The organism is Bacillus sp. J33, from assembly GCF_000518885.1.
In the GTDB taxonomy this organism is placed as follows: Bacteria; Bacillota; Bacilli; order Bacillales; family Cytobacillaceae; genus Cytobacillus.
Genome location: NZ_JAEL01000075.1, coordinates 14081 through 29127, shown reverse-complemented (window position 1 = coordinate 29127; position 15047 = coordinate 14081). Strand labels below are relative to the sequence as shown.

The 15047-nt window shown below is 40.3% G+C and carries 12 protein-coding genes and 1 pseudogene; 8 read left to right on the top strand and 5 right to left on the bottom strand.

Features of this window, described 5'->3' with window-relative positions; translation table 11 throughout:
* Positions 1-222: 222 nt before the first annotated feature.
* Positions 223-1767 carry a gluconokinase gene (gntK, locus tag L634_RS0119715; protein ID WP_026583924.1) on the top strand — a complete coding sequence of 515 codons (1545 nt, stop codon included), beginning with the start codon at positions 223-225 and terminating at the stop codon, positions 1765-1767.
* Between the two features lie 36 nt (positions 1768-1803).
* On the opposite strand, the gene L634_RS0119710 is transcribed toward gntK, so the two are convergent.
* Positions 1804-2442: a FusB/FusC family EF-G-binding protein gene (locus L634_RS0119710; protein WP_026583923.1), complete on the bottom strand. Its 639-nt coding sequence runs from the start codon at positions 2440-2442 to the stop codon at positions 1804-1806.
* A gap of 405 nt (positions 2443-2847) precedes the next feature.
* Entirely contained in the window at positions 2848-3123 is a 276-nt protein-coding gene (locus L634_RS0119700; RefSeq protein WP_026583922.1) for a CD3324 family protein, read from the bottom strand.
* Between the two features lie 401 nt (positions 3124-3524).
* On the opposite strand from L634_RS0119700, the gene helD reads away from it, so the two are divergent.
* From helD to L634_RS0119675, 3 genes and pseudogenes are all read left to right on the top strand, one after another.
* Entirely contained in the window at positions 3525-5792 is a 2268-nt protein-coding gene (gene helD / locus L634_RS0119685) for an RNA polymerase recycling motor HelD (protein ID WP_026583921.1), read from the top strand.
* Between the two features lie 398 nt (positions 5793-6190).
* Positions 6191-6974 (top strand): annotated as a pseudogene (locus tag L634_RS31415) (aldo/keto reductase).
* Between the two features lie 297 nt (positions 6975-7271).
* On the top strand, positions 7272-7532 hold the full coding sequence (locus tag L634_RS0119675) for a GlsB/YeaQ/YmgE family stress response membrane protein (RefSeq protein WP_026583920.1): 261 nt from the start codon (positions 7272-7274) through the stop codon (positions 7530-7532).
* 349 nt (positions 7533-7881) lie between these two features.
* Here L634_RS0119675 and L634_RS0119665 read toward each other — a convergent pair whose 3' ends face one another.
* Positions 7882-8802 carry an RluA family pseudouridine synthase gene (locus L634_RS0119665; protein WP_026583919.1) on the bottom strand — a complete coding sequence of 307 codons (921 nt, stop codon included), beginning with the start codon at positions 8800-8802 and terminating at the stop codon, positions 7882-7884.
* A gap of 198 nt (positions 8803-9000) precedes the next feature.
* Between L634_RS0119665 and L634_RS0119660 the strand changes: the two genes are divergently transcribed.
* Positions 9001-9543 carry a YhcU family protein gene (locus L634_RS0119660; RefSeq protein WP_232233797.1) on the top strand — a complete coding sequence of 181 codons (543 nt, stop codon included), beginning with the start codon at positions 9001-9003 and terminating at the stop codon, positions 9541-9543.
* A gap of 209 nt (positions 9544-9752) precedes the next feature.
* Here the strand turns inward: L634_RS0119660 and L634_RS0119650 are convergent, their stop codons facing one another.
* Positions 9753-10223, bottom strand: a complete 471-nt coding sequence (locus tag L634_RS0119650; RefSeq protein WP_026583917.1) for a thioredoxin family protein — start codon at positions 10221-10223, stop codon at positions 9753-9755.
* 1 nt (position 10224) lies between these two features.
* Positions 10225-10662: a disulfide oxidoreductase gene (locus L634_RS0119645; RefSeq protein WP_026583916.1), complete on the bottom strand. Its 438-nt coding sequence runs from the start codon at positions 10660-10662 to the stop codon at positions 10225-10227.
* Between the two features lie 210 nt (positions 10663-10872).
* On the opposite strand from L634_RS0119645, the gene L634_RS0119640 reads away from it, so the two are divergent.
* From L634_RS0119640 to L634_RS0119630, 3 genes are all read left to right on the top strand, one after another.
* Positions 10873-11424: a hypothetical protein gene (locus tag L634_RS0119640; RefSeq protein WP_026583915.1), complete on the top strand. Its 552-nt coding sequence runs from the start codon at positions 10873-10875 to the stop codon at positions 11422-11424.
* A 66-nt stretch (positions 11425-11490) separates the two neighbouring features.
* The gene (locus tag L634_RS0119635) at positions 11491-12993 is read left to right on the top strand and encodes a bifunctional GNAT family N-acetyltransferase/carbon-nitrogen hydrolase family protein (protein ID WP_051428374.1); all 1503 of its coding nucleotides are present in this window, start codon (positions 11491-11493) and stop codon (positions 12991-12993) included.
* Between the two features lie 185 nt (positions 12994-13178).
* Positions 13179-14927, top strand: coding sequence for a phospho-sugar mutase (locus L634_RS0119630; RefSeq protein ID WP_026583913.1), 1749 nt, complete (start codon positions 13179-13181; stop codon positions 14925-14927).
* The last annotated feature ends 120 nt before the right edge of the window (positions 14928-15047 follow it).

The following is a 15047-nucleotide window of genomic DNA, read 5'->3' as shown; positions in this document are numbered from 1 at the left end:
CAGGGAAGCTTATTCAATGTCCTGCGGGAAGTGAGGGAAGTGGGAGACCCCGCAGGCGAAGCCGAGGAGGCTCTCATTCCTCCCCGCTGACAGCTTGAGTGCCCGTAGCGGAAATCAACGGGCAGAATTTATAAGTAAAAACAACAATTTATGAGAAAAGAGCCTAACTATTAAAAGAGAAGAACGTTTTTAAGTTTTGTTTTATGAAAGGAGATTTTCATCATGGCAGCCACAAAATACGTAATAGGAACGGATATAGGAACAACAAGTACAAAATCGGTATTATTTGATCATAAGGGGCAGGTACTTGGAAAGTACACGATTGGGTATCCTTTGCATACGCCTAATCCATCCACAGCTGAACAGGATCCGGATGAAATTTTTCAAGCGGTGCTTGGGACCATTAAAGGATGCATAAAGGAAGCTGGAATCAAGGCTGAGGAAGTTACATGCGTATCCTTCAGTTCAGCAATGCATAGTGTTATTGCAGTTGACGCTGAAGGCCTGCCATTGACCAATAGCATAACCTGGGCTGATAACCGCAGTGCAAAGTGGGCTGACAAAATTAAACAGGACATGAACGGCCATGAGATTTACCTAAGAACCGGTACCCCAATACATCCAATGTCACCGCTCTCAAAAATCCTTTGGCTAAAAAATGAGCAGCAGGATCTTTTCAACCGTGCTTTAAAATTTATTTCCATTAAAGAGTATGTTTTTTACAAGCTTTTTGGCGAGTATATTGTTGATTATTCCATTGCATCGGCTACGGGTATGTTTAATTTGGAAAAGCTTGATTGGGACGAAGGAGCTTTGGAAGTCGCAGGGATTTCTGCAGATAAATTGTCCAGGCCAGTGCCGACTACTTTTTCTCTCAAAGGCATGAAAGAAGAATACTGCAGGCTGATGGGGCTGGATGCTGGTATCCCATTTATTGCAGGTGCAAGTGATGGAGTTCTTTCCAATCTTGGCGTGAATGCCATTGATCCTGGGGTAGTGGCGGTTACAATTGGAACAAGCGGTGCGATCCGCGCTGTAACGGATAAGCCGGTAACTGACCCGAAAGGACGTATTTTCTGTTATGCCCTTACAGAAAAACACTGGGTTATTGGCGGCCCGGTAAATAACGGCGGTATGCTTTTCCGCTGGGTTCGGGATGAGTTTGCTGCTTCAGAAGTAGAGACAGCCAAGAGGCTTGGAATTGATCCTTATGATGTTCTTACTAAAATTGCATCCGGTGTTTCTCCGGGATCTGACGGCCTGATTTTCCATCCGTATATGACTGGTGAACGTGCACCATTATGGAATGCTAACGCAAGAGGCTCTTTCTTCGGACTGAGCCTTCACCATAAAAAAGAGCATATGATCCGCTCGGTGCTTGAAGGAGTTATTTATAACCTCTATACTGTTTTGCTTGCATTAGAGGAGCTTACAGGGGAACCAAAGCGAATTCAGGCAACAGGGGGATTCGCCAGGTCAGAACTGTGGCGCCAAATGATGGCCGATATTTTCAACCAGGAAGTTGTGGTGCCTGAAAGCTATGAAAGCTCTTGTTTGGGAGCAGCTATTCTTGGCTTATATGCTTTAGGCGAGGTTGAGGACCTTGATGTTGTTTCCGAAATGGTTGGTGCTACTTACATCCATCAGCCAAGAGAAGAGAATGCAAGTGTGTACCGCGAGCTTTTGCCGATCTATATCCGCTTATCCCGGCTATTTGAAAATGAATATGAAAGCATTGCTGATTTTCAAAGAAAATATCTGGGTTAAAGAGAAAGGAGCCTGCATTTGCGGGCTCCTCTGTCCTTAGCCTTTGAGCCGGCTGATAAAATCGTTAAGCTGTTCCAATGAAATAAGGTTCTCATTACATTTCTGGCTATCCTGGCAAATATAGTTTCCTTTTTTTGTATAGGTGCCAATCTGAGAGCCTTTCGTTTCAGAAAGGAACATGCCAATCTCTTCAAATTTGTTGCAAATCGCGCAGATTCCTTTTTTGCTTACCGGCTTAAAGGTTCCGTGAAGACCTGACAATTTACCATTCTCCTGGCTAATTATATATTTCCTGTTTGTTCCTTTGTCATTCCAGCCCAAATAGCTTATATCCCTGAAATCAATATGTTCGAGTGCTGGCATTTTTAATTTTTTTGCTTTAGGGAATAGTTTCTTAATGGACTGTTCAGTTAAAGGTTTAAAAGGAATAACATATTCTTTTATTGAAGCTAAGAACGCATCTGCCTGATCTCTTTCTTTTATATCCATTACAGGGGTAAGAAGCTGTTTCTGTTCCTCGCTTAGTTCTTCAAAAAGGCCAAATACCTTTTCGGCAGAAAGAGACTTCAGTGCATTAAGCACTCCTGTATCATTTACAGACGCATGTCCATTAATTAAAACCTGTGTCTGAGACTTAATAAAGTTATATTGATCGTTTCTAATGAAAGGTTCCATTATCATCGCTCCTAATTATCAGCACCAAACTTATCTCTTTCACTTTAAAAGATTTACATAATATTGTAAATGTATAAAACGGTTAGGAAATGAATTTGGCATAGTAAAAAGCACTGAACCATGACTGTCAGTGCTTTCTTCCTTTATTTTTAATTGTTTTTACATAAAAATTTCTGCCCGTTGATTTCCGCTCCAGGCACTTGCTTTCCGCGGGGAGGAATGAGAGCCTCCTCGGCTTCGCCTGCGGGGTCTCCCGCTTCCCTCTCTTCTGAGCAGGACATTGAATAAGCTTCCCTGACCTGGCACCTGACGAAGGAAATGCGGTAGCATTTTCGAGGATCAAGTGCCCTCCGCTACAATCAACTCAGTTAATAAACCTTAGTTAGTCCTGAAAAGCACCAAACTTTACGAAAACCTCGATTTTTTATAAACAATCTTCTTGATTGTTTCAATGGAAAGGTAATATTCCTCTGCTAATTCGCTGATCGTTTTACCGTTTTTGAAAGCATACTTAATCTTCCGATTCCTTTCATCTATAGCTTTCCTTGCTCCTGAACGGGAACCCCATTTACTGTGGGCTTTTTCAGGCTTTGGAATGTAAATAGCCTCACCCTGGACATATTTCTGGATTTCCGCAATCAAGTTTTCAGGTAAAACGGCATTAGCCTTTAAATAACTCATTTCTGCCAGCTCCTTATTATGTTTGTGCTTTTACAAATCAATAAGGTGCAAAGCTGATATCAGAAATGGTATAGCTTGAATGGGCGATCTAAATTAAATTACCGCCTCATGCAAAGTATCGCCATCCATATCAGGCTTTGCATGAGACGCTGCAGTATCAGGCAATGCAGCTCCGATTGCCATCTCCATCACCTCCTAAAAAGTGAATTTTTCTCTATTATAAAATAAAACACATGGAAATGTATATTATGGCTCTGATCAACAAATGTTCTGACCGAACCGGCTATTCAACAAAATTTACTTGCCCAATGCAAAGTTTTCTGATAATATAATTTTCTGCCCACGCGTACGCTCATATGTATTTCTCCATTGCGGCTGAAAAAATATGGAAGGAGAAGCATATGCCATCTGAACATGAACACCCCGATTTTCAACAGGAGATTCAGCGGCTGGAATTCACGAAACGTTATATTGACGTGGTGATTAAGACATCGGAATCCAGCAAAGACAAGTTTCAGGAGAACATGAAAGAAGCTTTTGAAGACGTTGATTGGCTTGAATCGAGTTTGAGTTATTCTTCATTATTAACGAATGCCCGCTTTTTTGAAATGTCCAAGGATGAATTAAAACAATTGAAGAAGGCCAGAAAAAAGCCTTATTTTGCAAGGATTGATTTTCTTCGGGAGGACCTTAACGAAAAAGAAATCTTATACATAGGCAAAACTTCTTTATATTCCCGTGAAAATCAGGAGCAGATCATTGTGGACTGGAGATCTCCAATTGCCAATCTATATTATGAAGGCAGGCTGGGAGAGGTTCAATATCGTTCATATGAAGAGAGCTTTAATGGATATCTATCTTTAAAACGGCAATTTATGATTGAAGAAGGTGTTCTTGATGAATTCCGTGATATTGATTTAACCACAACCGATGAACTGCTTCAGGAATCGCTATCCAAAAGCTCTAGCAACCGCCTCACAGAAATAATCTCGACCATACAGGAAGAGCAGAACAAAATCATCCGTGCTGACCTAAATAAACCAATCATTGTTCAAGGGGCAGCAGGAAGTGGAAAAACAACGATTGCTCTTCACCGTATCAGCTATTTTATTTATCAGTACAAAGAAAATTTCGCTCCCGAACAGCTTATGATTCTCGCACCAAGCAGACTCTTTATCGATTATATATCAGAAGCACTTCCTGAACTGGGAGTAGAACGGGTCCGGCAGACAACCTATCAGGAATATGTCCAGGCATGTCTGGGAGCCAAGCTTAAGATGGCTGAAGATAATAAGCTAGTGAAACTGCTTGAGAACCAAAACAGCCAGGAAACACAGCTGGCTGCCTGGGCATCGTCCATAAAAGGATCGCCAGTCTTCCAAGTTATACTTAATAATTACCTTAAGGAAATCTATAGCAGTTTTTTCCCTAAAGAGGATTTCAAAGTCGATAAATTCAGGCTGTTCAGCCATAAAAAATTCATCCAGCTTTTTAAAGAGGATTATAGCTATCTGCCTCTTTACAGAAGGCTTGATAAACTGAGAGCAGTACTGCAAAATGATCTGGCGAAGAAAAAGAAAAACATCATAAAAAGAATTGAAACATACTATGATGAACGGATTGAACGGGCTCTCTACAGGGGAAAGGACCCGGAAAAAAGAAGGAAATATGTTTCCGAGGCCCTTGATAAAAAAGGAGCCAGGCTGGAAGAAATAACGAAAAGTATTAGAAGTGCTGTGCCAAAGTATATGAAGCAGTTTCCGAAAAAAAGTCTTATTAAATATTATAAAGAGCTTTTTGCAGATGAAGGCCGCCTTTCCAGAATGTCCGGCGGGAAGCTATCAGGAAAGGATGCTGGCTTGCTTTGTGAATACAATCAGAGATTATTCAAGAAAAAGGTTTTGGAGAGAGAAGACCTTGCTCTAATGCTCTATTTACAGGAAAACCTTTTTGGCATCCCTAAAGAGCTGAAGGCAAAAAATATCGTAATCGATGAAGCTCAGGACTACAGCTATATGGAGCTTCTTTCTTTAAAAAAAGCGCTTGATACCGATATGTTTACCCTTGTCGGGGACCTTGCTCAGGGAATTCATTCATACAGGGGGTTAACCAGCTGGGATCAGGTGCTCGATTATATTTTTCCGCGCGCCACCTATACAGAGCTCCAAAAAAGCTATCGTACAACAGTAGAAATTATGAAAAAAGCAAATGAACTGCTAAAGCTGCTCCCTTATTCTTTTCCGGAAGTAGAACCGGTTGTCCGCCACGGGAAAAGCCCTGAGTTTATTAAAAGAGAGGATGGCTGTGAGCTGGTAAAGCAGCTTGAAGATCAGGTAAATGCATTGAAAGAAGAAGATTATAAAACTTTTGCTGTGATCGGAAAAACAATGAAAGACTGCCAGCATCTTCATAATCTTTTTGAAAAGCATGCCCAGATGCCTTTTAAGCTGCTGCAGGAGCAGGAAAGCATACCAAAGGACGAAATCGTCATCGTGCCATCATACTTGGCAAAAGGACTGGAATTTGATGCAGTCATGATTCTCTCGCTTGAAGAAGTGTTCTCCAGGGAGTCCGAACTGGATATAAAGCTTCTTTATGTCGCCATGACACGCCCCCTTCACAGGTTATATTTTTATGGCATTGAAAAGGAAAATTTCATATTATCTTGAAAAAATCAGCAGCTGCTTCTCTTAACAGCAGCTGATTTTTTTATAGGAAATAACAATAAAAAAGTCCTGTCCATTGTTTAGGACATTTTTTCGGCGGGAAGAACATCCATACAGATGAAGAAAGGCAATAAGGTGCAGTAATAAGAGAGGATAAAAATAAGTTAAAGGATATGATAATCCCGGCATCTGCCGTTTATATAGATAGGCGATTGCTTCCCTCAGGCAATCGCTTTTGCATTTTTGGAGATGTTTAAACATACGCCCGCTGTAATGTTCCTTAAAAAGGGGGCATTAACAGATATGTTGTTGCAAAGCCAATTTTTAGAAGGCTAACTATTAGGTCTTCTGTTTAGGCAAATGCTAAAATAAAGTAAAAAGCATGTAGGAGTTGATCCGGTTTGAGAAAGGATATCTATAGTACTGTAGCCTTGCACAATGGGGTTGAGATGCCCCAATTTGGCCTTGGTGTGTATAAAGTGGAAGAGGGCAGGCAGGTAGAAGATACGGTAAAGAACGCAATAAATTTAGGATACAGGCTTATTGATACTGCAGCTTTTTATGAAAATGAAGAGGGTGTAGGGAGAGCAATAAGAGAAAGCGGCGTGCCGAGGGAAGAATTATTTATTACCACAAAGGTATGGAATACTGAGCAGGGGTATGAACAGACACTTGCTGCATTTGAGAAGAGCTTAAATAAGCTGGATTTGGAGTGATACCTGGAGAGCTCTTGAAGAATTGTATAAATATGGAAAAGTAAAAGCGATTGGTGTAAGCAATTTTCAAATTCATCACTTAAAGGATATTATGGAGAACTCGGCTGAAAAACCAGTGGTGAATCAGGTTGAGCTTCATCCGCGGATGTCTCAGGAGGAATTAAGGTCTTTTTGCAATGAGCATAATATTAAAGTAGAAGCCTGGTCGCCGATTGCAAGAGGCAGGATACTTGAAGATTCTTCGATAAATAAAATTGCAGACAGGCACGGGAAATCAGCGGCACAAGTTATCCTAAGGTGGCATCTCCAAAACGGAGTAATCATTATACCAAAATCAGTTCATGAAGAAAGACTGAGAGAAAACGCAGATATTTTTGATTTTGAATTAAATAATGAAGAGATGAAACAAATAAACTCACTAAATAAAAATGAACGATATGGGGCTGACCCGGACAATTTTGATTTTTAAGTGAAGCATCCTGACGGGTGCTTTTTTATTTTCGCTGTATTCGTAAAGGTTGTTGTTTTTCAGAACTAACAAAGGTTGATCTCCGGGTAAAAATAATAAGTAAAACAACAATTTATGAGAAACGAGCCTTTATTTTTAATTACTCTACAGGAATAGATTTAAAAAAATGGTTTTAGGTAATGAATCCTGGGTAATTTAATTATACAAGCAGATAAGATCACCAACAGCTGCGCAGCTAGTGAATGAAATTCTTAATCTGAGCAGAAACTAACAAAAACAAATAAGGAGTGATTTTAAATGTTTAGCTTTTTATGGGCATTAATTATAGGTGGTATCATAGGCTGGTTAGCAGGTATGATTGTAGGACGGGATATTCCAGGCGGAGTTATCGGCAACATCATCGCAGGTTTCATCGGCGCATGGTTAGGCTCATTAATTCTTGGTGATTGGGGTCCTGTGGTAGCGGACTTTGCTATTATTCCAGCTTTAATTGGTGCTATCGTGCTTGTATTCATCGTAGGCTTTATCATGAGAGCTATGCGTAAAACCCATGATTAATCATATTCGAAAAGAGAAGTCCATATGGGCTTCTTTTTTTGAATATGGATTTATAGTAAGACTTGTGGAAACTTCAAAGGAATCTTAAAAGGACTAACTCCAATAACAACTGATATAGGAGTTAGTCCTTGAATTATCTTTATAAAGTCCATTTCACAAACCGATTACCAGGAAAAAGTCCTTCAGCCCTTTAATGAAGGACAGTTCATCCATCACATATCTGTAAAAAGTCCCTCACCTCCCTCATGAAGGGCATATCATCAATTAATTGCCTGCAAACAGTCCTTCAAAACCCATACAAAGGCCCAAATAACTGAATTTATCTCTTGAAAAATATTCCATTTCCTTCTCAAAACTCATAAGCGTCAATCCCTTTAAAAATCTCTGGATGATCAAGAAAGGGCGCATGGCAGACTATGAATTCCTCTGAAAAAGGATGGGGAATTTCCAGTTTGACCGCATGCAGCGCTTGCCGTGAAAAAATGGGTTTCCCTCCATACAATAGATCACCAGCCAGCGGATGGCCCATGTGGCTTAGATGGACGCGGATCTGATGTGTTCGTCCAGTATCGAGCCGGCACTTTATAAGGGAGAGGTTTTCACGCTTATAGGTCTTGATTAATTCAAAGTGCGTTACGGCCGGCTGGCCTTTAGGGGAAACTCTTCTGCGAGTAGGGTGGTGCCTGTCACGCCCAATCGGCTCCCGGATGGTTCCTTTTGCTTTTGTGGGCGTTCCGTGTACTAAAGCTATATATGTTCGTTTTATCGCTCTTTCTTCTAGTTTTTTGTCAAGTATAGAACCTGCCATTGGGTGCTTTGCAAATAAAATAGCTCCGGTAGTGTCCCTGTCCAAACGATGAATATGTTTTATGCTCCGATTTTCTCCCTGCATCTGAAGATGAAAGGCAGCAGCATTGGCAAGGGTATTGCTTTGCCCAGGTGAGTTAGGGTGAGTGTCCATACCAGCCGGCTTATTTAGTACAAGTAAATGGTCATCTTCAAACAAAACTTCAATCTCAGAATACGAAGGAATCACTCCAAATTCAGCTTCCTGAAAAAAATGAAATCTAAGCTTATCGCCAGAATGCAAAGGTTTTGCCCAATTTGCCGGCTCATTGTTTATTAAGACCTGCTTGTTAACTCTTATAGTATGTATTTGTTTCTTTGGTGCTTCCCAAATTGTTCGAAAGATGAAGTCCACGGTATATCCTTCCCAATGAGGTGGAACAATCATTTCACACCATTCGCCAAACCTTTGTATTTTTACCATAAATTACTCCTTACCTGATTGAATAATCATGCTTTTTTCTCATATAAATGAATTACAATAATATCTTAGCCCTTTAAACGACCTGATAAAAGGAAAAGGACCCAGAAAAATATTATAGCAATAATCAAGAACAACTTCCTTTTTGCTATAAATGGAGTTAATATAGAACTTTAGAACCATTTATTAAGGAATGTGTGTATGCCAACTATTTCCGCAGGAGGAAAAATTGTCAACAAATACCTTATGCATGGGTATAATTACCACCCTGAAGGGCTTACAGAATATGATATTCTTAAGTATATATTACGAACTGATTACAAGGATTACAAAGGTGGGTTATCAGTGAAGGTTGTATTTGCATCAACTCCTGATCAGGAACAAAAAATAATGGAGCTAACTCAAAAATTTTATTCAAATGTGTTTCCTCTTTATTTCACAGATGATGACATAAGAGAATTTGAGCAGCAGAAGATTTTACATACTTCCACAAGACACTTTGAATACTTTGGTACATTAAAGGAGGCTTATCAAGTTATTGCCGGTTTGCAAACACTGATGGCTATTTTGGAATCTCCGCAGCAGGATGAAAAATATGAAGCCATTTTCGTCAAAAATGTGCAAATCCTTGAAGAATTCGGTCTATTCTTCCCATTTGACTACTGCCAATTTTGCGGTGAAAGAGTGCCGAGAAATGATGTATTCAGCGTCTATACCAAAGCCGCAAATGAAATATTGGCATAAGAAAACGCCTGCAGCTGCAGGCGTTTTCTTATTAAAAACAAAAAGTATTCCATCACAGCACCTCTATCGGCTCTCCGCGCGCTTCCCGCACCAAATCTGTGACGGCTTACCTGATGGACTGGTAAGAAGCTGCGCAATTAAGGAAAGCTCCATGAATAAACTTCGCAGGAACAAGCGGCTTTTGGCCTGTTCCGAAGGGGGCCCCGCTTTTATTTTGTATTTTCATTAAACCATTCTTCAAATACGGCTTTTTCCTGATAGCCTGTTATCCTGTTTACCTCTTTACCGTTTTTGTATTGTACGATAGTCGGAGTTTCGGTAATTCTGTAATCGTCCCAGCCATCCTCAAATTCAAGAAGATTGAATTGGACAAGGTCGATATTCATATCTTCCGCAAGAGGAGCCACTATAGGCGTTGTTCTCTGGCAATGCGGGCAAGTAGGGCTGTAAAAATAAACTGTTAAATCTTCCTTGTTTTTCAATTTGTCCTCAAGTACCTCCGGAAGAATAACATTTTGATAATTCGGGTCTTCAAGCTGTGCGGCTGTTTCCGGATGCAGGGTTTCCTTTCCATATGGATTATCTCCTGAAACTTTTTGTTCATTTTGCATTTTTGTTAGAAAACCTACAGCAGCGAATAATGCAATGATTATAGCAAGAAATATAATGACTTTTTTCATGTTATGCCTCCTCTTTTGTGCTTTTCCATACAAGATAGCTGCAAATAAAAATGATAATAAAAGCTGTCAGAGCCAGAAAGGGAATCGTAATAAATCCTAGCCAATTTATGTATTGGCCCGTACATGGGACTCTTCCGCATGCTGCAGCATGATCTGCCATAAAGGATATTTTTTGAATGGAATAATGGTAGATGGAAATGCCTGCTCCCACTGCGGAAAGAACCATCGTATAAAGGGTGATGCGATAATCTTTCTTAATAACTGCCATTCCCAGTATAACAGCAAAAGGATACATGATGATTCTTTGATACCAGCAAAGTTCACAGGGTTCGAATTGCCTGATTTCCGAAAAATATAGACTGCCAAACATTGCGAGTATCGATGCTGCCCAAGCAGTAAACAGCAAATTCTCCCGAGGGTCTTTTTGTTTATTCTCCATAATAATCTCCTTATGTATATGTACTCTAAAAATTATAAAGCTATTGGCCATTCATTGTAAATGAACATGTATATAGCATTTTAAAAATATCCAATGTGTGCTTTATATAATGGTTTGTTTACAGTTAACAAAAGAAAAAATTTAAAAAGGTATTCAGTGTCTTTATAGAAATATATATATTGGAAATGACGTAAGATAAGAGGTGAATATATGGAAAAGCATGCTTTAATCATCGGCGGGACCGGGATGCTGAAATATGTGGCTGAATGGCTAACCAGGGAAGGATATAAAGTAAGTGTTTCAGGAAGAACGATTGAAAAATTTATTGATGCTTTTGGCTCCCGGAATAAATCTGAAAGTAGAATTGCCTTTATTCAAGCGGATTATTACTGCTGCGATTCATTTGCAAGCCAAATTCAAGAAGCTATCAGGCAAGGAGGCAATGTTGGCCTTTGTATTTGCTGGATGCGGAGTGATGCAGAGAAAAGCTTTGAATGGCTGAAATCGTACCTTGGAAGATCGGACAACCCAGTACAGCTATATGAGGTAAAAGGCAGCCATGCTTCAAGAGAAAGATTCACATCATCAAAAATCAATAACCTCAAATGGAATCGTGTTATTCTCGGTTTTAAGAGGGAAAAAGGGCGATCCAGATGGCTTACTGACCAAGAAATTTCAGAAGGAGTTATGAATGCAATAAAAAAGGGAAAGGAACTATATATCGCTGGAGAAGTTGAACCTTGGGATCAGCGTCCAGGATAATTATTATAAGCCAAAAGGAGTGCGTCACCATTGACAAAGCTGGATCTAAAGAAATTTGAAAAGAAAATGATTATCCGGAATACCCGGCATACAGATATAGATCACATCATATCCCTTCAGGAAGTATGTTTTCCTGGCATGGATCCATGGAAACGAGAGCATCTGGAAAGCCATCTTGAGATTTTTCCTGAGGGGCAGTTTGTTGCCGAATATGACGGGGAAATCATTGGTTCCTGTTCAAGCCTGATAATAAACTTTGATGAATATGACGACCGCCATTCCTGGGATGATGTGACAGATAAAGGATACATAACTAATCATAACCCGGAAGGCTATAACTTATATGGAATAGAAGTAATGGTCCATCCCGATTACAGAAGAATGAAAATTGGCCATCGGCTTTACGAAGAGAGGAAGGAACTTGTAAGGGCGCTAAATTTAAAAAGCATCATTATAGGAGGCCGTATCCCTAATTATCATAAGTATGCAAATGAAATGAGTCCAAGAGAATATGTAAATGAAGTATCCCTCCATAAAATTTATGATCCTGTTTTATCTTTTCAGCTCTTGAATGGATTTACTTTAATGAGGATCAATCCAAATTATTTACCTGATGATATTCAGTCAAATAAGTATGCTACGCTTATGGAATGGAATAATGTGGACTACCGCCCGATGACGAAGCGCTTTTACAAAACGAGCTATCCTGTCCGAATTTGTGTCGTCCAGTACTTGATGAGACAGATTAATTCCTTTGATGAATTCGCACATCAGGTAGAGTATTTTACCGATGTCGCTTCAGACGCCGGATCGGATTTTGCTGTTTTTCCGGAAATATTTACAACCCAGCTAATGTCCTTTTTGGATGAACGCTCACCAAGCCTTGCCGTACGCAAGCTGACTGAATACACAGAGCAATATATCGAGTTATTTACTGATTTGGCAGTAAGATATAATATCAATATTATCGGCGGCTCGCATTTTGTTAAGGAAGACGATGATGAAATCTATAATATTGCTTATCTGTTCCGCCGTGATGGAACAATTGAAAAGCAGTACAAGCTCCATATAACCCCAAATGAGCGCAAATGGTGGGGGATCAGCCGTGGTGATGAGGTAAAGGTATTTGACACTGATTGCGGAAAAGTTGCGATTCAAATATGCTATGATATTGAATTTCCTGAGCTGGCGAGAATCGCGACAGATAAGGGGGCAAAAATTATCTTTACCCCATTTTGTACAGAGGACCGCCAAGGCTATTTGCGCGTGCGATATTGTGCTCAGGCCCGTGCTGTAGAAAACCAAATTTATACTGTTATTTCGGGAACGGTCGGAAACCTTCCGCAGACTGAAAACATGGATATCCAGTATGCGCAGTCGGGTATATTTGCTCCATCAGATTTTGAATTTGCAAGGGATGGCATAGTAGGTGAAACCAATCCAAATATTGAAATGGTGCTGATTGGGGATGTTGATCTTGAGATATTAAGGCGCCAGAGGCAAGATGGGACCGTACGTCAATTAAAAGACCGCCGCCACGATATTTACAGCATCAAATATAAGAAGTAACATAGAAGAGAAGCGGCAAAAGCATGGGCTTTAGCTGCTTTTCTTATCTTTTGAAAGCTGCCCTGGGAGGATTACGCACATACTGTAACGCGTGAAAATTGTCAAAATAACACGGATGATTTTGAGAGGAAATTTCATTTTTTAATCGAAAAGGGTAGTAGAAGGCATAAATGGGAGGTCAAATGATGGATTGGAAAACAGCGGCAGAACGATGGATAAACCATGAAAATTTAGATCGTGAATTATTAGAAGAACTGAAGAGCCTGCAGGGAGATGAAAAGCTCCTGGAAGAGGCATTTTATAAAGGGCTGGAATTCGGAACAGGCGGAATGCGCGGTGAAATAGGGCCGGGTACGAACCGCATGAATTTATATACAGTCCGGAAAGCATCTGCGGGACTTGCCGCATACATAGAAGAAAAAGGACTGGAAGCAAAAAACAGGGGAGTCGCGATTGCGTATGATTCCCGCCACATGTCTCCTGAGTTTGCCATGGAGGCGGCGAAAACTCTTGCGTCAAGAGGCATTCAGACATATGTATTTGAGGAACTTCGCCCAACCCCTGAATTATCATTTGCAGTCCGATATTTGCATGCGTACGCAGGCATTGTGATTACAGCAAGCCATAATCCCCCTGAATATAACGGATACAAAGTATATGGATCTGACGGGGCACAGCTTCCACCTGCAGAAGCTGATGTTGTAATCAGCAAAGTGAATGAAGTCGAAAATGAACTGCTTATTGAAGTGATGGATGAGGGAATATTGAAGGAAAAAGGGCTGATCACGATGATTGGCAAAACAGTTGACCGGGCTTATCAGGAAAAGCTTCTTACAATATCCCAAAACCCTTCGATTGCCGATGAAATTGATTTAAGTGTTGTTTTCACTCCTCTTCATGGGACGGCTAACAAGCCTGTTAGAGAGGGCTTATCAGCATTGGGCTATCAACATGTACATGTAGTAAAAGAACAGGAACTTCCAGATCCTGAGTTTTCAACAGTGAAAAGTCCGAATCCTGAAGAAAAATCGGCATTTGAGCTTGCCATGAGAGATGGCAAACAAACGGATGCAGATTTATTAATCGCAACAGATCCGGATGCCGACCGCCTTGGCATTGCTGCTAAAAACAAGGATGGGGAGTATATTCTTTTGACAGGAAACCAGACAGGTGCCTTACTTCTGCACTATCTTCTGTCACAGAAAAAAGAAAAAAACACTCTGCCTGCCAACGGCATCATGCTAAAAACCATTGTTACCTCCGAATTTGGACGCAAGGTTGCTTCTTCTTTTGGAGTAGAAACCATTGATGTGCTGACTGGCTTTAAATTTATTGCAGAGAAAATGAAAGAGTATGAAGAATCAGGAGAATACAAATTCCTGTTTGGATATGAAGAAAGCTATGGCTATCTAATTGGTGATTTTGCCAGAGATAAGGATGCAGTCCAGGCTGCACTGCTTGCGACTGAAATGGCTGCTTTTTATAAAAAGAAAGGAATGTCTCTATATGATGCGCTTCTTAATCTATTTGAAGAGTATGGATATTTCCTTGAAGGATTGCGCTCGCTGACTCTGAAAGGGATTGAAGGTGCAGAAAAAATCCAGCAGACCCTTGCTTCCTTCCGAGCTCAACCGCTTACAGAGCTTGAAGGCATGAAAGTCCAGGCTGTTGAGGATTATTTAACAGGAATCAGATCGGAAGCTGGCGGCGGCGAAAGGAATATTGATTTGCCAAAATCAAATGTGATTAAATATTTCTTTGAAGATGGGACTTGGATTTGTTTAAGGCCATCAGGCACAGAGCCAAAGATAAAATTTTATTTTGGCATTAGCACCACTTCGTTGGAAAACAGCAAGAAAAAGCTTGAATCAGTCGAAAAAGCTTTTATGGAAATCGTAGAGGAAAGAATGAGCACTTCATCCGTTGCAGAGTAATTAATAAACGTAAAGAAATGAATAATATTGCTTAAATAGGGCACCGAAGAGGCTTTCTCTTCGGTGTTTTAATTAAGATCTTACAACTTTAGTCGTAGACTGTATCCTTCGAATTGCCAG